The sequence below is a fragment of the Vibrio penaeicida genome (assembly GCF_019977755.1).
In the GTDB taxonomy this organism is placed as follows: domain Bacteria; phylum Pseudomonadota; class Gammaproteobacteria; order Enterobacterales; family Vibrionaceae; genus Vibrio; species Vibrio penaeicida.
In genome coordinates this window covers 1,514,490-1,538,458 of the sequence record NZ_AP025144.1, presented here as the reverse complement: position 1 = coordinate 1,538,458, position 23,969 = coordinate 1,514,490, and the positions used below count along the sequence as shown (strand labels likewise).

At 43.1% G+C, this 23,969-nt stretch carries 19 protein-coding genes; 3 read left to right on the top strand and 16 right to left on the bottom strand.

The window, feature by feature from the left end; translation table 11 throughout:
- Positions 1-97 precede the first annotated feature (97 nt).
- Entirely contained in the window at positions 98-1,675 is a 1,578-nt protein-coding gene (locus LDO37_RS07155; RefSeq protein ID WP_101114672.1) for a BCCT family transporter, read from the bottom strand.
- A 480-nt stretch (positions 1,676-2,155) separates the two neighbouring features.
- Between LDO37_RS07155 and LDO37_RS07150 the strand changes: the two genes are divergently transcribed.
- Positions 2,156-2,644 (top strand): MarR family winged helix-turn-helix transcriptional regulator, encoded by a 489-nt coding sequence (locus tag LDO37_RS07150; RefSeq protein WP_101114716.1) that lies wholly within the window; start codon positions 2,156-2,158, stop codon positions 2,642-2,644.
- A 71-nt stretch (positions 2,645-2,715) separates the two neighbouring features.
- On the opposite strand, the gene LDO37_RS07145 is transcribed toward LDO37_RS07150, so the two are convergent.
- The 6 genes from LDO37_RS07145 to LDO37_RS07120 all read right to left on the bottom strand — a co-directional run bounded on the left by LDO37_RS07145 (position 2,716) and on the right by LDO37_RS07120 (position 8,965).
- Entirely contained in the window at positions 2,716-3,372 is a 657-nt protein-coding gene (locus LDO37_RS07145) for a response regulator transcription factor (protein WP_101114671.1), read from the bottom strand.
- A gap of 74 nt (positions 3,373-3,446) precedes the next feature.
- Entirely contained in the window at positions 3,447-4,802 is a 1,356-nt protein-coding gene (locus LDO37_RS07140) for a cache domain-containing protein (protein WP_126609885.1), read from the bottom strand.
- Between the two features lie 128 nt (positions 4,803-4,930).
- Complete coding sequence (locus LDO37_RS07135; protein ID WP_101114669.1) at positions 4,931-6,214, bottom strand: TRAP transporter large permease; 1,284 nt, start codon at positions 6,212-6,214, stop codon at positions 4,931-4,933.
- A 15-nt stretch (positions 6,215-6,229) separates the two neighbouring features.
- Positions 6,230-6,754, bottom strand: coding sequence for a TRAP transporter small permease subunit (locus LDO37_RS07130; protein WP_101114668.1), 525 nt, complete (start codon positions 6,752-6,754; stop codon positions 6,230-6,232).
- Between the two features lie 222 nt (positions 6,755-6,976).
- Positions 6,977-8,074, bottom strand: coding sequence for a TRAP transporter substrate-binding protein (locus LDO37_RS07125; RefSeq protein ID WP_101114667.1), 1,098 nt, complete (start codon positions 8,072-8,074; stop codon positions 6,977-6,979).
- Positions 8,075-8,596: 522 nt separating this feature from the next.
- Positions 8,597-8,965, bottom strand: coding sequence for a MarR family transcriptional regulator (locus LDO37_RS07120; RefSeq protein WP_126607546.1), 369 nt, complete (start codon positions 8,963-8,965; stop codon positions 8,597-8,599).
- A 197-nt stretch (positions 8,966-9,162) separates the two neighbouring features.
- Between LDO37_RS07120 and LDO37_RS07115 the strand changes: the two genes are divergently transcribed.
- A complete protein-coding gene (locus LDO37_RS07115) occupies positions 9,163-9,837 on the top strand; it encodes a DUF2982 domain-containing protein (protein ID WP_126607547.1) in 675 nt (224 codons plus the stop codon).
- Between the two features lie 12 nt (positions 9,838-9,849).
- On the opposite strand, the gene LDO37_RS07110 is transcribed toward LDO37_RS07115, so the two are convergent.
- The 9 genes from LDO37_RS07110 to LDO37_RS07070 form a co-directional block, all read right to left on the bottom strand.
- The gene (locus LDO37_RS07110) at positions 9,850-10,503 is read right to left on the bottom strand and encodes an MBL fold metallo-hydrolase (RefSeq protein WP_126607548.1); all 654 of its coding nucleotides are present in this window, start codon (positions 10,501-10,503) and stop codon (positions 9,850-9,852) included.
- Between the two features lie 86 nt (positions 10,504-10,589).
- Positions 10,590-11,141: a DUF882 domain-containing protein gene (locus tag LDO37_RS07105; RefSeq protein ID WP_126607549.1), complete on the bottom strand. Its 552-nt coding sequence runs from the start codon at positions 11,139-11,141 to the stop codon at positions 10,590-10,592.
- A 111-nt stretch (positions 11,142-11,252) separates the two neighbouring features.
- Entirely contained in the window at positions 11,253-12,881 is a 1,629-nt protein-coding gene (locus LDO37_RS07100) for a L,D-transpeptidase family protein (protein WP_126607550.1), read from the bottom strand.
- 81 nt (positions 12,882-12,962) lie between these two features.
- Entirely contained in the window at positions 12,963-14,081 is a 1,119-nt protein-coding gene (locus LDO37_RS07095; protein WP_126607551.1) for a DUF1513 domain-containing protein, read from the bottom strand.
- Positions 14,071-15,156 (bottom strand): imelysin family protein, encoded by a 1,086-nt coding sequence (locus tag LDO37_RS07090; RefSeq protein WP_126607552.1) that lies wholly within the window; start codon positions 15,154-15,156, stop codon positions 14,071-14,073. The genes LDO37_RS07095 and LDO37_RS07090 overlap by 11 nt, the downstream gene beginning before the upstream one ends.
- Positions 15,157-15,168: 12 nt before the next feature.
- Positions 15,169-16,554 carry a di-heme oxidoreductase family protein gene (locus tag LDO37_RS07085; RefSeq protein WP_126607553.1) on the bottom strand — a complete coding sequence of 462 codons (1,386 nt, stop codon included), beginning with the start codon at positions 16,552-16,554 and terminating at the stop codon, positions 15,169-15,171.
- Positions 16,555-16,621: 67 nt separating this feature from the next.
- Complete coding sequence (locus LDO37_RS07080; RefSeq protein WP_224055380.1) at positions 16,622-17,881, bottom strand: imelysin family protein; 1,260 nt, start codon at positions 17,879-17,881, stop codon at positions 16,622-16,624.
- A gap of 166 nt (positions 17,882-18,047) precedes the next feature.
- Positions 18,048-18,644: a GTP cyclohydrolase II gene (locus tag LDO37_RS07075; protein WP_126606791.1), complete on the bottom strand. Its 597-nt coding sequence runs from the start codon at positions 18,642-18,644 to the stop codon at positions 18,048-18,050.
- Between the two features lie 313 nt (positions 18,645-18,957).
- On the bottom strand, positions 18,958-19,137 hold the full coding sequence (locus LDO37_RS07070; protein ID WP_101115543.1) for a hypothetical protein: 180 nt from the start codon (positions 19,135-19,137) through the stop codon (positions 18,958-18,960).
- Positions 19,138-19,570: 433 nt separating this feature from the next.
- Here LDO37_RS07070 and LDO37_RS07065 point away from each other — a divergent pair, with 433 nt between their 5' ends.
- On the top strand, positions 19,571-23,965 hold the full coding sequence (locus LDO37_RS07065; RefSeq protein ID WP_126610224.1) for an ATP-binding protein: 4,395 nt from the start codon (positions 19,571-19,573) through the stop codon (positions 23,963-23,965).
- Positions 23,966-23,969: the final 4 nt, after the last annotated feature.

Below are 23,969 nucleotides of genomic sequence, written 5' to 3'. Positions count from 1 at the left end.
GCTCACTCAAGTAGAAACAGATCCTGCTTAAAAATACCCATAAAAAAAGCTGCCGAAGCAGCTTTTTTTGTATCTTATACCGACATTTTACATCAGCTTATCGATACGTCTTTTCCGTTTTCATACCCATCACAAGGCTGACACACATCAGCAATAGGATAAAGGTAAACGGTAGAGCAGTAGAAATCGCACCAGCTTGCAATGCTTGAATGGCTTGTGTACCACCCACCCAAAGCAATGCAGCAGCAATTGCGCCTTCCATAAATGCCCAGAACACTCGTTGCATTACAGGAGCATCCACTTTACCACCAGCGGTAATGCTGTCGATAACCAATGAACCTGAGTCCGAAGAGGTAATAAAGAACACCATGACAAGGACAATCGCAATCACAGAAAGCACAGTACTAAATGGAAGCTCTTCAAACATCTGGAACATTGCTAATGGCACTTCTTTCAAACCATCTGTCCCTAATGCACCTACACCGTTGATCACTTGATCAATCGCTAAGCCACCGAAGACTGACATCCAAATCAAAGTCACCACGGTTGGAACGATCAATACAGCGGTCATGAATTCGCGAACCGTACGACCTTTTGAAACACGAGCGATGAACATGCCGACGAATGGCGACCAAGAGATCCACCAAGCCCAGTAGAAAACAGTCCAACCTTGGAACCAAGCTTCATCTTCACGTCCGTGCGGGTTACTCAGTGGAATGATGTTTTCAACATACGCCATAAACGTTGTTGGAATAGAACCAAACGCTACAGCATAACCTAAAAGAGCCACAAAAATCAGCAGTACAAAAGCAACAATCATGTTGATGTTACTGATAACTTTTACGCCGCCATCAATGCCACGGAAAACAGAAACAACAGCAAGCAGTGTAACCAATACGATCACAGCAATTTGCAAGCCGATACCGCCATCCATGCCAAACACATGATTAATACCACTTGCAGCCTGTTGAGCCCCTAAACCTAGCGATGTCGCCAAGCCAAACAAGGTCGCCAGTACGGCAAGAATATCAACAACGTGACCAGCCCAACCCCATGCTCTGTCGCCTAAAATAGGATAGAAAATTGAGCGAATAGAAAGAGGTAAGCCTTTGTTGTAAGCAAAGAAAGCTAATGAAAGAGCTACGATACCGTAAATAGCCCAAGGGTGAAGCCCCCAATGGAACATTGTGGCACCTAGCGCCAATTTAGCCGCTTCTGGTGTGTTTGGTTCAACGCCAAGAGGTGTTTCATACCAACCGGTAAAATACGCGACGGGTTCTGCGACACTCCAAAACATCAAGCCGATGCCCATGCCTGCTGCAAATAGCATCGCTAACCAAGACATGAAGGAGTAATCTGCTGAAGCATTTTCACCACCAAGACGGATCTTACCGAATGGCGAAACAATCAATGCAAGACAGAAGACTAAGAAAATGTTGCCCGACCAAATAAACAGCTTGTCAAACATGCCGATGATTTGCCATTTCAAACCATCTAGTGTTGATTTCGCAGTTTCGGCATCAGAAACTAAAACAGCAATTAAAAATAGAATGATCAATCCGGCACTGGTGCCGAAAACTGGATTATGAACATCAAATCCCCACTTCTGTACGTTATCTTGACCAACGGTATAGTCGGTACTGTCGATACTGTACTTGTCGATTCCTTTTGTCATATCTCCTCTTTAACCTTGTAACAGGTTCGTTAGATTAGAACGCAATTCACCAACATTCAGAACAGGAATGATTAGTGAACAGAACAGTTCATTGTTTTAAATCTCACAAACCCTAACCAAATTGAACGTTCAAAACCAGAGATAACTCGAAAAACCTGCCAAAATCTCAGATTTCACATTCCGAATGCTTATTTTTAAACCAATCAATACAGCTATTTGTTTTGTAGTCTAAACATTCGTACTCGTATCACATTATGCAGGGTTCAGCACTTTATCTCCAAAAAGAGTGTTCTATCATTTATTTTGGCGTACCCAAGCGACGTAACTTAGGTATACTCAACACAATTATGCTAAAAACCTTAAGGTGTCATCGCCTTTAATAACGACGAATAGACGTCGCAAATAGATATATCTCACCGTATAAATTTGGGTGATAATGCAGTTTACTCTCCTCTACAACACTGGAACGGAAAAAATAAGTTGGAAAAACACGAAGAAGTTCTGATAGCGATGCGCCAAATCATTCGGGCGATCGACTTACATTCAAAAAAACTTGGTAAAGAGTTGGGGTTAACCGGACCACAACTCATTCTTATGCGTTCTATTCGCGAGCTGGGTGAAGTCACCATTCGCGAATTGTCGAACAATACCAACATGAGCCAAGCTACAGCGACGACTATCCTTGATCGCTTAGAACGTAATGGTTATGTAGAAAGGAAGAGAAGTGTGAGTGATAAACGCAAAGTGCATGCGTACCTCACAAATGAAGGCAATGAAATTTTAGAAAAAGCCCCTCTCCCATTGCAGGACAACTTCATTGATCAGTTCCACAAGCTGGATGAGTGGGAGCAAAGCCTACTGCTATCTTCTGTTCAACGCATCTCATCAATGATGAATGCTGAAAGCTACGACGTAGCCCCAGTTCTTGAATTAGGCAGTATCACAAAAAACGAACAGCCAGTCGGTTAATCAGAATTATTTACAAAGTCGAAGCGAGTGATTCCACTCGCTTTTGTATATCTAAATGTTACCTACGCAACCTAGTCTACCAACCCTTTCTCTAACGCATATTTAGCAAGCTCTGCTGTCGAGTGAAGATCCAGCTTGTGTTTAATATTTTGCCTATGCGTTTCTACAGTTCGGTAACTAATGTTGAGTGCGGATGCTATTTTCTTACTGCTCTGCCCTTCCGCCACCAGCTTAAGTACAGCCTCTTCTCGTCGACTTAGAGGGTTGGGTTTTTGGTTAGCAGGCATAATAGGCTGGGTGAATAACGTTTGAGTAACCGACTCACAAAAATACGTTGAACCTTGAAAAACCGTTTTTATCGCCTGTACCATCTTTTCTGCCGAAATCTCTTTCAGCATGTACCCCACCGCACCAGCTTGCATGACTTTCATGATGTATTCACGGTTATCATGCATGGTCAGCATCAGGACTTTTACATCAGGATATTCTTCCTTAAGTAGCATGGTGGCTTCTATGCCGTTCATAACGGGCATGCTTACATCCATCAAGACAACATCTGGTTTTTCGCGCGAGACGGCTTCTATCGCTTCAACGCCATTACTTGCTGTCGCAATCACATTAATCTCTTCTTCCATTTCTAGACGCGCCAAAAAACCATCCAATACCACTTGGTGGTCATCAACGATTACAATATTAATAGCCTTACCTTGGCTTACTGCTTTTTGCATTCCATTCATCCAGATAAATTAAAGTTGCTCTGATATCTCTTAAAGGTAGTTTCACGGTTAAAGCTATACAGTACTTAAATCAAGACCAACACAGTAATTTCTGTACCGTAATTGGGTTCGCTAAAGAGCTCAAAATCCCCACCAATAAACTCAACCCTTTCCCGCATATTTCGGAGCCCTATCCCTTTAGCTCTCATCGTATCGCTCACCGAAAAACCGCGTCCATCGTCACGTATCATTAGCTGAATTTGATCGCCAATTTGGTGGACAATCACTTCAACTTTAGTGGCAAACGAATGTTTCTCAATATTCATGAGTGATTCTTGCACAACACGGTACAAGGTTGTTGTTACCTCAGAGTTCATTCTCGACAAAGAATTGTCGATATTGTATTCCACGTGAATCTCAGAATGATCTTTAAAATCCTGAAGTAAAGTAACTAAAGCCGCTTGCAGCCCTATATCATCCAGAGAACTCGGGCGCAGGTTATGAGATATACGGCGAACTTCATTAATGGCAGTGACCATCGAGAGCTGTGATTTTTCTAAGTGTGCCAGAGTTTTATCATCAATATCAGGGACTTTTTGTTTTAATTTGTGCGCTAATAACTCTAGATGACACTTACAAGACACCAAGAGCTGGTTAATACCATCATGAAGCTCTCTAGCTAAGTGCTTTTTCTCGTCCTCTTGAAACATAACGGTTTTATGCGCCAGCTCTTTTAAGTTTTTATCCGCTATTCGGTGCTCATGCCAATTAACCGCAAGCGTCAGCACAACAATCACGGCTACTGTGACACTCAAGATAGAAATAGTACTGATAAACGTTGCTTCTATATTTTCATTTATAGATGCCTCCATTTGAGCAACTTCCAAATGGATATCTTCAATATATAACCCTGTTCCTACCATCCATTCCCACTTCGACAGCCAAGCGGCGTAGCTCAGTTTAGGGACAATTTCATTAGTGGAAGGCTTCTGCCACAAATAGTTTGCAAACCCACCTCCGTTGCGAGCTTGGTCAATCAAAGACACAATCAGCAAGTTTCCATTTTCATCTTGCATATCTATCAGGTTTTGACCGATCAACTCAGGAAGGATCGGATGAACTAAATTGACGCCTTCTTTATCGTATGCAAAGAAATACCCATCCGAACCGTATCTTAATCTGGTTAGGATTTTTTTTACCTGCTCTTTGGCATCGTCGTCGTCTAAGGATTCGTCGGTGTATACATGATGAATTGCATCAAACGCTAGGTCGAGTTTATCTTTCAACGCGTTTTCGCGAGAACGAATAAGGCTTGTGCGGAGAGTTTCTACCTCTTTCAAGCCTAAAGCTTTTGTTTGATGTATCGAGATCCAACTAATGCTGGCTGTAACCAAGATTAGTGGTAATAGAGTGAGCAAAATCAATTTGGCTCTAAGAGGCATTCCATTCCCTCTTTCACCCAAGCGTTGAAACTATTTGGGGATAACGTTTAACCTGCCTCTGACTGTATCAGAGGCAGGCATTAAGTCCCATTCTTTCAACGAAACTAGCGATAGCAATAATCGTGAGATCACATTCCGTAGAAAGAAGGGAAAGCAAGGATTGAACCTAGAACCGCAACTTGAATGGCGATAAAAGGCATCACACCGCGGTATATATCCCTCGTTGTGACTCCTTTAGGAGCAACCCCTTTCAAATAGAATAGGCTAAAACCAAATGGCGGAGTTAGGAAAGAGGTTTGTAGATTCATCGCTATCAAGATAGCAAACCAAACCATGTTGATGCCCATTAGCTCGGCAACTGGCGCCAATATAGGAACAATGATGAAACAAATTTCTACGAAGTCGATGAAGAAACCTAAAATCAGAATCACCAGCATAGTAATGATTAGGAAACCCCATTTTTCACCTGGAATTTGCAACATCCACTCTTCAACTAGGTAATCACCACCTGTATAAGTAAACGCCATAGAAAACGCCGTTGCACCGAGTAAGATAGCGAAAACCATTGCCGTAACTTTAACGGTTTCTTTCGACGCCTCGTACACCATGCTCCAACTAAATTGACGATATAAAAGTGCCAAAACTATCGCACCAGCACCACCAAGCGCTGCCGATTCTGTAGGCGTAGCGACACCAGCGAAAATTGAACCTAGAACAACAACGATAAGAGCCAAAGGAGGAACAACGGCTTTTAGCGCTTCTATCACCTCTTCACGGCGAGAAACAGATTCATCACGATCAATAGGCTGCGCTGCATCTGGGTTCATTTTTGCGTAAATTAAGATGTAAACAATATACGCGCCCACCAGCACTAAACCAGGAATCACAGCTGCTTGGAATAAATCCCCTACAGGAACCCCTAATACATCACCAAGAAGAATCAATACGATAGAAGGTGGGATAATTTGACCTAACGTGCCCGAAGCACAAATGGTTCCGCAAGCTAAGCCCTTGTCATACTTATATTTAAGCATGACAGGCAAAGAGATAAGCCCCATAGCCACGACAGAAGCACCAACCACACCAGTAGAGGCTGCAAGCAACGCACCGACTAACACTGTCGATATCGCGATACCACCGCGCACCGTACCAAACAGGCGCCCCATGGCTTCAAGCAGCTGCTCAGCCAATTTGGTCTTTTGCAGAACAAGCCCCATGAAGATGAACAGTGGTACAGCCATCAAAACCGTGTTCTGCATAATGGATTCTATGCGATACGGCATAAAGGCAAACATTTCTGCCCCTTCAGCCCACACGCCAAAGAGCAGAGCAATACCACCAAAGGTAAACGCGACAGGAAACCCTAATAGCAAAGCCACCAGCGCAACCAGAAACATGACAATTCCAATCATAAAAATACTTCCTTGTTATCTGGTATGAGCTGGGCTTGGGTTAAAAATCTTATTCAATGAGTTAAGCAGTAAACCAATGCCGCTAACCGCCATGAAGAAGAAAGAAACTGGGATCACTGCTTTAATGATCCATCGATACGGCAATCCGCCGGGATCGCCTGATGTCTCTCCTAGAGCATAAGATTCTTTGGCAAAGTCGATGCCATACCACGCAACAAGAAGACAAAAGGGAAATAGGAAAAAGAGGGTGCCCAAAATATCGATGATCGCTTTTGCTCGGTAAGAAAGGCGCTCGTAAAAAATATCGACACGAACATGCCCACCCGCTTTGAGTGCGTAAGGTACACCCAGCAAGAAAACAGCAGAAAACAAATGCCATTCCATCTCTTGGAAGGCAATGGATACATCGTTAAAGGCATACCGCATTACAACGTCGTAAACAACATTAAGCAGCAGTAATAGAAATAATATACTGGAGATCCAACCCAGCACATCGCTGATACGGTTAAAGAATCGTTCCATGTAAATGAGGCTTCTCATTCCATACTCCTTGGAAAGACAAACGAGAGGTCAGGGTCTTACTCAGTACTACGTCGACAATCTAAGGGGGGCGTAGAATCGAAGTAGACCCTGATGTTTCTTGGGCTTATGTACTCAAATCACTAAAGCATTTCAACTGAAAATGACTGAGCACAAGCTGGGTGATGACTCACCCAGCAGCAGGTTCTTTGACCTATTTATCTTTAGGGTCTAATGACCGAATTATTGTTGTGCCTGACTGTTCAGGTAAGCACGGTGTGAAATGTCAGTCCATGAGCGAACTTGCTTCAAGTAATCCGCTTGAGATTTTTGAATCTCTTTTGCAAGCTCATCACTTTCAGCGTGTTTCGCTAACAAACGATCATTCGCTTCACGTAATGCACTCATTACGGATGCAGGGAAATCTTTCACCTGAACGTTTGGATATTCAGACTTGATTGTTGACCAGTTTTTACCACTTTCATGGGTTGCTTGCGTGTACATATCGTACGCCGCTGTTTTCATTGCCACTTGAAGGATAGCTTTCAAGTCATCTGGTAGACGTTTCCAAGTACGCTTGTTCACAAGGAATTGAAGCTCTGAACCTGGCTCATGCCAACCTGTGTAGTAGTAAGGTGCAATTTTGTGGAAACCCATTCGTAAATCTAACGATGGACCAACCCACTCTAACGCATCAATGGTGCGGCGCTCTAATGAGGTATACAGTTCACCTGGTGCAATGTTTGTAGGCTTCGCTCCTAGCTCTGCAAGGATTTCTCCAGCAAAACCTGGGATACGCATTTTCAGGCCTTTTAAGTCATCAACCGAGTTGATCTCTTTTTGGAACCAACCACCCATCTGAATATCTGTGTTACCACCAGGGAAAGACATCAAGTTGTGCGGTGAGTACACCTTATCCATCAACTCCATACCGCCACCATGGTAGAACCAAGCATACTGCTCTGCTGGTGTCATACCGAAAGGCATAGACGTAAAGTAAAGCGTGTTAGGCACTTTGCCTTTCCAATAGTACGAACCAGAGTGACCCATATCATATTGACCCGATTTCACCATATCGAAAACACCAAGAGGCGCTTTGTGCTTGTTCGCGGAGTCAATACGAATCTGTAGACGACCGTTAGACATTTCTTCGGCCATCTTCGCCATGTTCTTAGTCGCATCACCGAATACTGGGAAGTTTGGTCCCCAAGTTTCAGCCAGTTTTAGTCGATACACCTTGTCCGCCGCGCTTGCGGAAGCTGCCACCATTGCAGCACATGCCGCAGCAGCGATTAAAGTGCCTTTTAGAGTGCGTTGAATTGATTTTTTTAAGAGACTCATTGTTTCACGTCCTATGTTGTGTTTGCTCACAAACCATCCCTGAATGGTGTTGCGAATATACCCAAGTGACCTCTACATCCAGATATTCTTGTTACCCATACCTTCTCTTCACCAAAAACGTTAAGAAGTTAGGCTAGAACCTTTCCGGATCTCACTTGGATTACACAACAATGCCCTATTACAACCCATTAACCTATTAGGGTGAGCACGGACGTAATTATTTACACTGAGAGCATATAGAACTTTAGTCTTACGTAGATATACGTAATCCAATAGATATCTGTAATTATTAAACTTTTTATTTCAACAGGTTGAGCAAGGTAGGATTTGAAGCGTTTAGGAAATGTACGTACGAACTGTTGCGTTTTTTACGTTAAATTAATTGAAAAAAAAGAAAGCAAAAAGCCCCAAAACTGGGGCTTCATCACGATTCGAATCGCTAATTAGTCTCTGCTTTGGATAAGAACAGCGTAATTTATGGCGCTAAATCGACACTGAGTGTATATCCAGAGTTGAGGTTATTTATACTGGCTTGTAAACAACTTTGTTGCCTGCCAATTGCTCTTTCACTACTAGGCTTTCTTCTAGAAGTTTTTTTAGAGCACCTGTTGCCCAAGATGCCGCTTTCGCGTCTTCTTGACCAGCTTCTAGGCCAATCCCTTTAGGGTTAATGCCTTCTGGATTCTTTGCAACGATATCCAAAACACTCTGTTGTTTTGGCGTTAAGCTAACAGTGGATTGCGCTTTTACAGCTGGCTTTTCCACTTTTGCTTCAACGGCTTTCTTAGCAGCAGGCTTCTTTGCTTCAGGAGCTGCTTTAGCCACATTTAAAGTCGCTTTGATGCGTTTTTGCAGTTTAGCCTGCACTTTACGTTTGTGAGCGAGTCTCATTGGGTTTTCTCCATTTCACTGCTATACCGCGCAGTGGTGAAAAATTTGAAGCGCGATTTATACCAAAATCTGACACTAATTTGTAGCCTATCGGGAACTTTCAACGTAAAAATGGGGGAAGACCCGCCGAAAGGCTATTATTTAAGCAGAACCTGAAGCCGGAGCTATCACTCAAAGGGATTGAATAGAGCAACATTATGAATACCGTGCACCTAACCAACATACCGTTCAGTTACTACTCTTCTACTGGAAAAGTAGTGATGGCACTGGCAACACTGATTGCCTTTTTTCTGCTCGTGCTGTCACCAGGTATTCCACAAGCTTTACTGTCACTTTTTGGTCTTCTAACCTTTTTTATTGTCACTCACTTTCTTATTGAAAAGAGTAAAGTATCTTTCACCCTAACAGCGACCCATTTTCAACAACACATGTTCAAAGGGGGCTGGGTTGTTAAATGGAGCAACATTAGTCAGGTCGATATTTGCACTTACGAGAAAGAGGGGTGGCACCAACCCATTCCTTGGATTGGTATCAAGTTAAAGGACTACGAACCTTATCTTGATAACATTTGCCCAAGAATCAGTACACAGCTGCTTTTGGAACAACGGTCTTTGCTTTATTTAGGAATGAAGCAATCAGGAAAGGAGAATACGCCCTTTGAAGATGTGGTTTTGGATTCCAAGCATTTTGTCACCCCCAGCGGCTTTAAGTACAAAGGGTTACAAGCCATGCTGGCAAATAGAATGGCGTATCAACGAGAAAACTTTGGATACGATATTTTTATTTCTACGTCGGATTTAGATAGAAGTGGCGATGAATTTGTCGGCTTAGTTAGACGATATCTAGCAGCAGCCGACAAGGAAAGCGTGTAAGCATCATCACTCTTAATAGAGCGGCATTTCATCTGCTACGAACGGGTTAGTTGCTCTTTCACGACCAAATGTTGATTCAGGACCATGACCCGGTACGAATTTCACATCATTGCCAAGCGGCCAAAGCTTCTCTTTAACAGAACGAATGAGAGTATCGAAGTCACCTTGTGGGAAATCCGTTCTTCCTACACCACCATTAAACAACACGTCGCCGACGAATGCCGTCTCGGATGCGTAGCTATGGAAAATAACGTGCCCTGGACTGTGACCAGGAGTATGGAAGACATCAAGCTTCTCATTACCAAAGGTGACGATGTCACCCTCATTTAACCATTCAGTTGGTTCAAACGCTTCAGTTAATGGAAACCCAAACATTTGGCTTTGCCCTTCTAGACCTTGTAACCAAAAGTTATCGGCTTTGTGCGGTCCAATGATGTCAACCTTATGGGATTGCGCTAGCTCTTCAGTGCCACCAACGTGATCTAAATGACCATGAGTGAGAACGATCTTTACGACTTTAACGCCCAATTCACTGATTGTCGCTTCCAGTTTTGGCACGTCGCCCCCAGGATCAACCACAATGGCCTCCATGGTTACATCACACCAGACAATGGAACAATTTTGTTGGAAAGAAGTGACAGGCACCACTCTATATTGAAGGCTCATTTTCCTTACCTTGTATAGACTTAAACTGCCAAGAACTATGACATTTACCTTAAATTTTTACAAGCAAAGAGACGGGCTGAAGAAAGCTACCAAGCCCGAACGGGACCAGTATCAATATGGATAAAATTACTTTTAGGGTAATACCCTACTCCGCCCGCTTTTAAGGATAGTGCCGCTTTTTTAACTTCGGACAACCGAACGCCATCCAATCTAAAATCGATCGCTCTTCCTTGCATGTGGTAACTTTTTTTAGCGACCGCTTTGGATTTTTTACGTAACGCTTCATTCGTTGTTGGCGATCGGTATCCGGAAATGATTTGAACTTCCGCTTCACTGCCAATGATGCGCTGAATGGCATTTATCTGATCGAATAAAGCTCTATCCATTGCATGCACTTCATTTCGACGATGATCGCGGCACAAACGGTTTATAAGAGCCATCTCGTCTGACACATACTGTTTGCCATCGAAATAGCAAGACTCAAGCAATTCACCCGTATGTAGGTTATTGAGTACCAATGTTCGCGGCTGATTTGCATATGTTGCAAGTACTGAAGGAGTAAAAGGAAGAGTTGCCATAGCACCAACTAAAACGGTACTGCGTAAAAAATCTCTGCGAGTGAGTTCTCGTGTTGTCATCTCAATGGTCTAGCGCGGTTTGCAAAGTCGCGACAGTAACCACAATTGATATAACCGTCAATTAGCCAGCAGCTCAAATTATTGACGGTTGGACCTAATAGTAGTGGTTAGTTATTGAGCAGAAAGATTTTTATTTAAATTGATCAAATTTGTAAGTTTAGCGTCAAAATTTGAACTACGACTCAGTTGGTCGTATTTGTACACATCACTGCGATATTGAACTTGCCCGTTTTCCGTCCATACCGTTTGGTAAATAATGGAAACAGGTATCCTCTCTTTTAATGCCACCGCAACCGTTTCTTTTCGGCTTATTCTTTCATGATGGCTGGGGCGCATTTTGGAATGGGTGTTTAACAAAAGGTGCGCAAAATTCTCTGCAGACTCAATACGAATACAGCCAGAACTGAATGCCCGTCGAGATTGAGTAAACAACGACTTAGCCGGCGTATCATGCAAGAAGATCGCGTTCTTATTTGGGGTATTGAATTTGTATTTACCTAGCGCATTAAATGGCCCGGAGGTTTGACGCATGCGATAAGGAAATTGCTTAGGGTCAATGCTTGCCCAATCTATCTCTTTTGGGTCGATCAACGTCCGATTGTGCCAGCTTTCTACAATCTCGTAGTTATGGCTGGTCAAATACGATTCCTCGTTGATGACCTTGGGTAATATGTCTTTCTCCATGATTTTACGAGGCACATTCCAACTCGGATTCACAATCACTGAATCCATTCTGGTATCGATCAAAGGCGTCTTCCTAGAAGGGCGACCGACAATCACATCAGAAGAAAAGGTTTCTTTCCCATCTAACCAGTACGACATGGAGTATTGAGGAACGTTGACCAGCACAATGCGATCTCTTTGAAGCGGCCAGATACGCAACCGCTGTGCATTCAACGCGATGAGACGAAGGCGTTCCTCAATTGACACATTAATCCATTTGATCGTTTTAGGCCCAATAATGCCATCAGGCTCTAAACCATGCTGCGTTTGAAACTGTTTGATCAGCACTTCAAGGTTGGCATCGTATCGTTTATCTGCATTGTTTTGAGTTGAAAGATCTACCGACGACACGTCGTACCTCAACACCTCAAGTCGATTAAGCAATACACGTTTATGTGAAAGCTTATCTCCACGACGAGCGTATCGTTTCTTTTGGGTGTAATCGCTCAAATAGATGTTAAGCCATGGCTTGAGCTCACGAATCGCAAATTGATAGTTGGAATATAGAGGGGATTGCGGTGCCAGAGCTGAAATAAACTCAACCAGCTTATCCTGAGATAACGCTACACGAAACGCATTCAAGTTGATTTCAGAAGGAAGAGACAGGGTTGCAGGTACTCTTCCTCCAAAAAACCACCCCTTCCCCATAGATTGAGCTAACTCTGTATAGCTGATGTAATTCAAGAGAGTGTCTGTCGCCAGAACATCAAACTCTTGCCAGCGATTGTGATAACGAGCTTCTTTGAGTGCCATCAACCTTTTATAAAAAAGCTCACTTACGTCCGACAGTGCTAGGTTTTCTAACTGAGATTCAAACGCAACGATCGCATCATATTGAAACCAAATAGGTTGATATTGATATTCGTGGTAAAGCGAAGTGATGGCGTCTTGATGCGATAAAGTCACCCCTATTGGGGTTGAGCTGTTTACCCATGTTGCAGCGTAGTAATTGTTCGCTGACGAAAAATACGGAAGCATAGCTATAAGTATGAAAAAACAGCACTTCTTCAATCCCATAGCCAGCCTCACTTACTTTAGTTTCTAATATATGTGTTCCTAAAGTATGGCAAAAAATACTGTAAAAACTTGTATCAGTTTTTAGATTATCGCCGACCAGTGGTTATCCCAATGAATACCGGATGAATATTTTTTTTCATCACCTTGAACTGGTCGTGAAATCACCTTTCCTGCACCTGAGCTTATTTTGAAAGAATTGTTATTAACAACAACCCCCGAAGCATCAGGAAGTGATTCAATTTCCAATAATTCTCCAGTTGATATGCGCCATATTCCATAGCAATTCCCTCTTGGAGATGTGGCTAGCACCCAATCACCCGCAACAGCGATGCTTGCGATATAGTGATTAAAGCGCGCCCACTGCTCAGGTTCTGCGTTAAATTGAACCATAGGTTGCCCTAATCGATGGGCAGCGAGCAGAGCTGGATAATCATCTGGTGAACCACGATACTGCTGCCCACAAAAAACGAGATCTTGAGTGTGAGTGGAATCATCAATTCCATAGGCTAAATGGCGAATACTCAACTTGTTATCTGGAAGAGATACTTGCTCTAATATTTTACCTTCAGCACTTATATAGGTGAGGGATGGCGACATTGTTTCGAGGTTTAACGGTGTGCGCCCATTGGTGTGAACCCCACCGACTCCCACCGCTAAATTGCCGCTAGGTAACATGATGATTTCGTGAGGGCCTAAGCCAAACCCTGTGAACTCAGAAACCTTTTCGAAATTTCTAGCAACGTCATAAACGCCAATGATCCCCCGACTTGAGCCTTTTTCCCCTTCCGTGGCATACAGTAATTGCCCATCAGGAGAAAATACGCCGTGCCCATAAAAATGACGCTCAGGTTTCGCTGCTACAATCGGCAACATGTCACCAGTATGAAAATCAAAAGGCTGGAAGAAAGCACCTGGTCTTCGACCAAAGACCACTGCCAGTGATCCATTTTTGTGGATTGCCACACCATGGCCTCTTGCAGGAAGCGGGATCTGGTGGATTGGGCTGCCTTCTATATCTGCGACCGTCGCAAAGTATTTATCGCGGTTTAGAATGGAGCATCCTATCAATGCAGGCGAATTCAGGGCATATGAAGAGTCGTGCTTTTGCCCTCTTGATGAGCAAGCGACCGTTAAAAATGGCGCAGAAGCACCAAATAAGGCTGCTTTGAGCAGCCTTCTACGTGTGTGATCAGTCACCATCAGTTGCGTTAAACCCTACTACTACACCCAATTCAATCGCAACCTCTTCATGGATCAGATATTTCAAATGATCCAATTTATTGTATTGCGCCAACGTGCTTTGATAGCCTTCTTTCGACTTCAGTTGTACAAATAGGCTTGCATCTTCCGGCCACGTATCAAGAGTAAGTTCAAACTGCTCAACAATGGCATTTGCCAGTGCCTCTCTTCCACGTTGTCTCAATTGATTGTCGAGACCATACCCATGAGCCAAGTGCAGAGACTGCAGAGCCTTTACGTTTGCTTTTAGGTTTGATAGCGACGTTTGTGAGCGCCAAGATTCCGAAAAATACGGTCGAGGATTGCCAATCTTAGCAAGCGGTCTGCTCATCTTTTTCAAGCTATATTCCAACTGGTTCGACAGTAGGCTGAGGTATTCAGAGTTCCACTTGTTGCTATCCAATGATCGCCACGGGTTTTCTTCCCATGCCTGCGCAATCACTTGGGCTCGGTTAGCAATGTTTTCACTGATCGCCAAACCACTCTGACAAGTCTTGCCTTTATCCGTTGAAATTGGTGATGCCGAATCATACAGCAACCACTCAATGGCTCCTAAACCTTGAACAGTCACGCTTTTTGTAGAGATTTCTTCAGCGGTCCAGACTTGGTTTGACTTCACTAATGCAGACATTTTTCTGCCCGTCGTGTTCTTTTTATCTGGCCAAAACTGCATATTCCAACTTTCATTTAATGCATCTTCAGGACCTCGTTCTTGTCCTTGTAATGCCATCCAGCTGATCATGGTGCTATGCCAAACAGACTTAAGCGCTTCCTCGCTCAAATCCTGAGAAAGACAGTATTGTTGCCATCTGAGTGCTTGAAGTTTACTTTCAGCAAGCAGTAAAAATGCCGCTTCTTTTTCAACTTCATAAACGGCTTCACTAGCATGGCTACCCGCGTAATCTTTTGTCGCTGGGTCATAGGCAACGGCTGAGCCGTTATCGCCGCTCTGAACCATAACCGCTTGAGGGCTCTCAGCATCGTTGGACTGACACCCCGCCAAAGCGAGTAGACATAAACTCAATGTTTTTTTCATGTTTCGCCTCAATTACAGTGAGTTAAGGAACGCGACCAAAGCTTCACGCTCTTTTTTCGACATGCTTAGAACTTTCTCTTGCGCTGGTTTTGCTTCACCACCATGCCAAAGTACAGCTTCCATGACATTTCTGGCACGACCATCATGTAGGAAATTCGTATGCTTATTCACTTCTTGTGTATAGCCAATACCCCAAAGTGGTGGTGTTTTCCATTCACGACCATTTGCAAGATACTCTGGTCTGTTATCTGCAAGCCCTTCGCCCATATCATGCAATAACATATCAGTATAAGGGTGAATGGTCTGTTCTGATAATGCAGGCAGGCGATCATTTTTGGCCGTTTTAATGTTTACAGCATGGCAAGATTGGCATCCCGCTTCAACGAATTTTGCTTGACCTAATACGACTTGAGGATCTTTTACATTTCTTCGAATCGGTACAGCTAAGTGTTGAGAATAAAATTCGACGAAGTTAAGGATCTTCTCACTCACTTCTGGTTTTCCACCATGAGGTAAGTCGGCACAAATAGACTGTGCACTGGTGCAGTTTTCATTTGGGAATAGCGCGCTCGTTAGACCTAAGTCTCCGTTAAAAGCGGCCGCATTCTGCTGCATAAGATTAGGTTGACCCGCTTTCCACCCAAATCGACCCAGCGCATAATCGTTTGCTGCGACATCCCATACGCGGTTTGCTTTCCCTGAAATTCCATCTTTATTTTTGTCTTCAGGATCAGCCATCGCTTGGATAGTCTCTTCCGGAATCGCCTCTAAAAGCCCTAGGCCAATCATTGGAGGCGCAATACGAGCAGAAAGCTGCGTATCTGGGTGCATTGGACCATAATTCAGGTTTGTAATACTTAGATTGGGTTTTCTTAACACCACTTTTTCACCATCGGAAAACGCCACTTCTACATCACTGTAGGTGAGTTTGATTCTCCCTTCTGGCTTGGCGTCAGGAAGACCAAAATCTTGTAACTGCCCACCGTATGTAGGTTCAGGAACAATACCATCACGTATGAACTGTTGTTTTTGTTCTGGAGTCATCGCCGGAATACTTAGCCTAACTAACATGGAAACGGCATTTTCTTCGCCAGGCTCTGGCGGGTGACCACGTCCATCTTTAATGTGGCAATTTTGGCAACCATTGGTATTAAACAAAGGACCTAAGCCATCCCGAGCATCTGTTGAAGCTGGCGCTTGAACCCATGGGTTACGGAAAAAACTGTTACCGACACTGAATTCTAGACGTGATGTCATGGGTAAATTATTAGCAGGAAGTGAAAACGCGTTAGAACCGTCTTTTTTTACGCTGGTTCCACCACCGGATTTGGTTTCATAAGCGTGAGTACTGGCTGAGATTAGCGTGGCGATAATGGTAGGAATTAGAAACTGCTTCATTCTTGTGCTTCTCAAGTGTAAAAAGGGCTCATATAGAGCCCTTTAATATTTTTATAATAATGTGCGATTAAAACTCGTGGTCAGCAGTATCTGGGTTAAGGCTATCGATGCCAATAATGTTAGCAGCACGCTCAATAGAACCAGTCTGCGTTACAAGAGACATGATGGTGTCGTTAACCAATGCATTACCCTGTGGGTTATTAGATGCAATCAACTGATCAAAGTGTTGGTTGTTTTTCTCTGCAGAAACAACCAATTGACCAACCTGAGCACGCGCCATATCAAATTGCTTCTGAATTTCTTTCGCTGCTTGTTTGTCTTTTTGAGCAACTAAGTCATAAATACTCGGACCTGAAACAAGCTGACCATTTTCACGCTTGTACAAGCCAGTGAAAACATTATAGATACCTTGTTCGTTATAGTAATGAGAGTTATGAGTGTTATCAGAGAAACAATCGTGCTCGTCTTCCGTCGAGTTTGCTTCTAGTGCAACTTTCATACGCTCACCTGCGAGCTCACCAAGAGAAAGTGAACCCATGCCGAATAGCATCTTGCGCAAGCCATTGTCTGCTGAACCCGCTAGAAGTTCTTTACGGTAGTTGTCTGATTGATTTGGAGCCCACTGCTTTTCCATCCACTCAAGATCTTGGATTAGAAGCTGAGAGGCTGCTTTCAAGTAATCGCGGCGGCGGTCACAGTTGCCGTTGGTACAACCGGAACCGTCAACAAAATCGGTGTATGAACGTTCGCCAGCACCAGAGTTAGTGCCGTTTAGATCCTGACCCCAAAGCAAAAACTCAATGGCATGGTAACCAGATGCAACGTTTGCTTCAGATCCACCAATCTCATTCAGATCGGCAATCAGCTGAGGTGTAATCTCACTCGCGTCAACGACTTGAGAACCTACCTGAATTTTTGTATTCGCAACGATGTTAGCCTGCGCACCTTCGTTACCTAATTCATATTGGTAGTCGCTTGTGACGTAGTCGATCAAGCCTTCATCTAATGGCCATGCATTCAACTGACCTTCCCAGTCATCAACAACAGCGTTTCCGAATCGGAATACTTCTGTTTGTTGATAAGGTACGCGAGAATCGATCCAAGCTTGACGTACAGATTCCAAAGAGGTTTTAGAAGGGTTTGCTAGGAATTGGTCAATGGATTGATCAAGGTTCTTGGCAGTAATGGTCGCATCAGAAAAAACAGCGTGAGCGAGGTCTGCGTAATGCTCTACTACTTGGCCTTTAGTGACAGCCGCAATTGACGCACCACTGGTCACAAGAAGTGAAGCAGTAATGGCACGAGCAATGAGTCGTTTTGAGATCATGGAAATCGTCCTTGTTGAGCAAAAAATTGTTATATGTGATTAGTAGTGCTAATTATTATCATTTGCACCTAGATTTCGATCATACAAATTTACATTTTAATTTCAAGCGACAAAAACGAAAAAACCCCACATCTGTGGGGTTTATTTCAAACAAATAATAGATCTATCACAAATCCAGTAAGTGCTTACCATGCGAGACTTTTGCTTTCAAATAGCTCTCGTTTCCATGTTTGATATGAGCATGGGTGTTCACCACTTCTTCTATCTCGATTCGATGATCTTGCAGCTCTTTTATCTTCTTTGGATTATTGGTGATCAGGCGAATCTTTTTAACGTCTAATGCATCAAGCATTTGGGCTGCTTCCGTGAAATCTCTGAGATCATCACCAAAACCTAAATGATTGTTTGCTTCATACGTGTTCATACCTTCACTTTGTAAACGATAAGCATCAATTTTGTTGTACAAGCCAATGCCACGCCCTTCTTGACGCAAATAAAGAATGATGCCGCCTAGCTCACCCATTTTTTCAATGGTTTCGTCTAGCTGTTCTCCACAGTCACAACGTGACGAGTGAAAAACATCACCTGTTAGACACTCGGAGTGCATTCTAACCAGCGGTGTTTCACTCTCTTTATCGGCTGATTTGAAAATAATCGCGACATGTTCTTTATCTGTTTCTAATCCGTGAAAAGACAATAATTCTGCGTCGATGTGACTTTTAGAACCAACTTTCAACTCTACTCTGGCTCGTACTTCCGCCATAACTCTTCCCATTTATGATGAATGTGCTCTGCACACTCTTATATTCGCTCTCTATATTGTATGACAGAGGCATTCTGACTACTAGATGGGGATACGAGATATGATAATCAACCGATCACTCCCTATCTCCCCGATTAACAATTGCTATATTATAACAATTAACACCAATCACAAAACTTCCATCAAATGAAATACGAATAAAATGAAAAAAGCCCGCAATGTCTGCGAGCTTAGAGGATAATTAGAATAGGTTGTTCACAAAAAACCACCAGCTTTGGGTGGTTAAAGCGGCATTAGATCGACAATAAACCGCCTAATGTTGCTTCTTCTGCCAAAGGATAAGCTGAACCCAAAGGTTTTCAAGCTCTGAGAGCTCTTCTTTTGTTAAAACAGATAAGGTAGATGCAGAACCGGAAACGGAAGATTGCGCGCCAGAAGCGGAATGGACCTTATTTTGAAAAATTTGCCGTAAACTGGAGATAGTTGGTTCCACGAAACATCACCTTTATTGCGAAACGTTTTTCTATATAACTACAATAATTTATAAGAATGATAGTAACATTTGCTATACAGTACAAGGAACGTTTAGCAGTTTTTCTGGCTTAATGTCACAAAACGATTTTGACACAATGAGCCATTTACTAAAATATGAGACAACTCAAAACTTTATGAGCTTTTTAATTAATATAAAGAACCAAACAAAGATAACGCCTAGAAACACTGCCAACTCGACATACTCTCAGTGAGCTTTTTGTTAAAAACCAGCCTCTCTTCTTTGTATCATTAAAAAAATCATCAAACACCCTCGCTTTTTTTATTCTTTTCTTTCACTACTAAACAAAGCTACCCCGTTGTTTAACATGGTAAATATCGAACTTGTTTCATTTTTCTTAAAATCTGACAACTTGCGATGACTGAGTTTAAAAATGAAAGCAATTACCCAAGTTCTATCGATGATTTGTTTGTTTGCAGTAAGCTTTACATTGCAGGCAGAGCTAACAGATGAAGACAAATACAACGACACCTTTCACATTGGTTTTCTCAGTGATGACCTCTCTCCATATTCGCTGGTTCAGAATGGTAAGGTCACCGGTCTTTTGCCAAGTATCATCCGTGAATTCCAATTCTATATGCTTGGAAACGTAGAATTTAGAGTGTACACATCCCCAAAAGCACTTCATCAAGCACTTGTTAACAAAGACATCGATGCAATTACGACACAAGGTACAAACTACAAAGACACGTCGCTTTCGTATTCAAACCCCATTATTTCTTCTAGACAAATTGGTTTAGCACGTGAACAAATTGGGTATCACCATGAGTTAAATACTCACACTTTGTCTTACATGAGTGGGGAAGCTTTTCTTAAAGGGTTGTACCCAAATGCAAAATTAATTAGGTCCGACTCGGTCTCTGATGCCATTTTCAATGTGGCAATGGAAGTATCCTACGCAACGGTTGGTGATGGTCTCATGCTGTATCAACAGCTCCAATCTGGTCCTTACTCTGACTTTTTGTCAATTTCACTGTTCGATGATCTTCCTGTTCAAAGCCACTATCTGGCAGCGAGAAGTGGTAATAGCCAACTGATCGAAGATTTCAATAAAGCCATTGCCAGCTTCAAAAGGAGTACTCGCTATTCCGAAGTTCTAAAAGAATGGCTAGATGAAACACAAGAACGTTTCTTACTGGTTAAAAATGACACGCTTGCGCTCACTGAAGCGGAGCAAAAATGGTTAGCTAGTAACCCTCAATTGTTAGTCATCACCAAAGGCAATACGCCCCCCATCGATTTCTTTAATTCAAATGTGGGTCATCAGGGTATCTCAGCGGAAATCTTGCAAGAGATATCTCGGCTCACAGGAATGCAGTTGGAATACTTAAATCTCGATTTCTCTCAAAACGAGCCCATCGATTATCATCATTCCAACACGTTGCCCCTTATTCACGCCGCAAGCTCTTCGGAGCAAGCCAAATACGCCGATCATTTATTTTCCCACCCTTATATGCGGGAGCCATGGGTGCTCATTGGTCGGAGTGAGAACTACAAAAGTGACCTAATTTTTTCAGATTTGGATAACGCTAAGATCGGCACCGTTAAGGACACTGTGGGAATAGACAAAATTCGAGACTATTGTGCCGCATGTAACGTCGTTCTTTACGACAGTAGCGACCAACTTCTCGAAGCTCTTGATCAAAAAGAAGTCGATAAAGCAATGATGTCCCTCTTCATTGCCTCCCCCAAACTTCAATCCAAGTACGCTGGTCAGCTACGAGTTGTTAGCCTGATGAACAAAAACGCGGAAGTACCCATTTCACTCTCAGTCGAGAAAGATCAGCAGCTTTTAATCAACATCATCAACAAAGCGTTGAACGCTATTCCTCCACAACGGATTCAAGACATCCATAAAAAGTGGCGTAATGCGAACTACGAAACTGGAATCAACAGTAAAGATGTTGTTTATGGGTTTCTCACCGTTGCAGGGATTGCTGGCTTTATTATTTTGCTGTTTATCGCGTGGAACTGGAAACTCAAAAAAGAAGTTTTCCATAGAAAGAGAGCAGAAGAAGAACTGCAAAAACGTGTCAACTATGAGCGTTCGCTGTTAGATGCGATTCCCTTTCCTATCGTTGTTCGCGACGCTAACGGCATTATCCAGAGCACCAATAAGTCCGCGAGCGATCTCAAGTATCTCAATTACCTAACCGAGTCTCTTGTTAACAACAAAGATGAAGATAACTTGATTTTGAGTGGCTATTCCCTTCCTAGGCTAGAAAATGAAGTGGTGATTGATGGCGTCGAAAAATATTACGCTTACTGGAAATGCCCCTATGTCACCCCAGATCATCAGATTGATGGCACGGTAACCATACTCGATGACATCACCGAGCTGCACCTAACAAGAAAACGAGCGCGTGATGCCGAACAAAGGGTTCAAAAGCTCGCAGACAATGTTATTGGTGCTGTACTCCAACACACTCAAAGTAAAAGCAACCTTCACTCCATCCATTTTACATTTGTAAGTGCCGGTATTTGTGAGTTGATTGGTATTGAGCCAGACCAACTAATGAACTCCCCTCGAACCTTCTTTAGCCCAATGAGGCAAAAGGACAAACGGGAATTGATTCACAAGGTTCGTCAAGCCATTAATGAAGGCTATATGTCGCAGGATGTCGGATTACTTATCGATAATGAAGAGAAGTGGCTCCACATCCAAAGCAAGATTACTGAAACCGATGACAGCTACATTTGGAATACCGTTCTTACCGATATAACCGAACTTAAGCAACAACAAAAGGAATTGCGAGAAGCAAGGCAAAAAGCCATTTCTGCTACAGAAGCCAAATCTCGTTTTTTAGCGAATATGAGCCATGAGATCCGGACTCCAATCGGAGGGATTGTGAGCTTATTGGAACTTTGCGAACAATACCCTGTTATTGAAGAAGTTGAAAAAATTCACGGTAGCCTTTCGCAGTCTGCTAATAACTTATTGCACATCGTGAATGACATTTTGGATTTTTCCAAGATTGAGGCTGGAAAACTGACGTTAAGCCCTCAACCCTGTGTATTCGAAACATTAATCATCCGCATCACGCAACTTCAAGCGAGACATGCTCACGCCAAGGGGCTTAAATTTGGTTTGTGGCTCGATCCAGAACTTGCTCACACCATAAGCATTGATGAAGTTCGCTTGGGGCAAGTCCTCAATAACTTACTCAATAACGCTGTAAAATTCACCGAGCATGGAACGGTTAGCTTATCCGTTAGCCTGGTAGAAGAAACGGCTCATCAGCAATCAATCATGATAAAAGTGACAGACAGCGGAATAGGCATTGAAAAAGAAAATCTCAAGGGCTTGTTTCAACCATTTGTTCAAGCTGATGAAGGCACAACACGGAAATTTGGCGGCTCTGGGCTCGGGTTAACCATCAGCAAACAACTCATTAATCAAATGGGCGGCGACATTGCAGTAAGCAGCAAGATTGGCAGCGGCTCTCAATTCAAAATCATTCTGCCTGTCGAAGTCATTCAAGCAGCCGAGCACTTGGATAAAGCCCCGCTACAAGGGCTCATTATTAATGATTTCTTTCAATCAAAGGTGCTATGTGCGTACTTAGAAGATTGGGGGATATCAACCAAATTTGGAGAAACGGAAAGCAAAGAAAAATTGGATTTCTTAATCAGTAAGCATCAGTGTGACTTCCTATTCATTTCTGAAATGGATTATGCTCGCCTAGATCTGACTGCTGATTGGTGGACTTCAAACCATGACTCTGTTCAATGCTTGGTGCTGTCTGAGAAAGGCATGCTTTCACCGACCCCAAAAGACGACCACTGGCTACTGTCTTCAAACCCGGTCATTCCATCACAACTCAAACATTGCATCGACTCTCAGCCTGTTCGCAACGAAGTAAATGAAGTGGTCCACGATGTTCTTAGCTGCACCTCCAAGCAAACCCGAGAAGAAGCAGTTGATTCAAATAGGTTGATACTCGTAGCAGAAGATCACCCGATAAATCGTCAAGTCATTGCTAGCCAGCTCAAGCAACTGGGGTATCACGCGGATATTTTTGTTGATGGCAAAGAAGCATTTAACGCATTTCAACAACACAGCTACGGTCTTATCATCACAGATTGCCATATGCCTGAAATGGATGGGTACGCCCTCACTAGTGCGGTTAGACAATTGGAGTCCCAAACACAGAAAAAACGGACACCTATTATCGCTCTCACGGCGAACGCTATTCAGGGAGAGCGTGAAAAGTGCCTTGATCTTGGGATGGACGATTTCCTCTCTAAGCCGACCAAAATGCCCATTATGGATGAGGCTATAACTCGCTTGCTTCCTGCTGAACCCTCCCCTCTAGAAGCCTCGCAAGAGGGTTTCGAAAACACCGAGTTGGACTTTGGATTTCTAGATTTCTCTGATGAAGAGACAGTCTCAAGTGACACGTTACCGAGCACAGCAACACCCGAAAAAGAAACGCAGGTTACAGCTCCTCTTATCGATATTACGAAAGTGTGCGACATATTTGGTGATATGGATGTTGCCATGCAAATCGTTAAAGAATTCATCGACAGTCAAAACAAAGATCTATTAGAACTCAGCGCTGCAATGGAAAACGACAATCACAACGAAATAAAGCATGTGACCCATAGAATGAAAGGTGCCGCAAGAATGCTGGAGTGCCATGCACTATCCGATGTGTTAGCTGATTACGAACATGCCGCCACACATGAAGAAAGCCAAAAATACGACATGCTGCAGACAGAAGTTATCGCCATTACAAATGCTCTTAACCAATTTGAGTACACATAAAAGC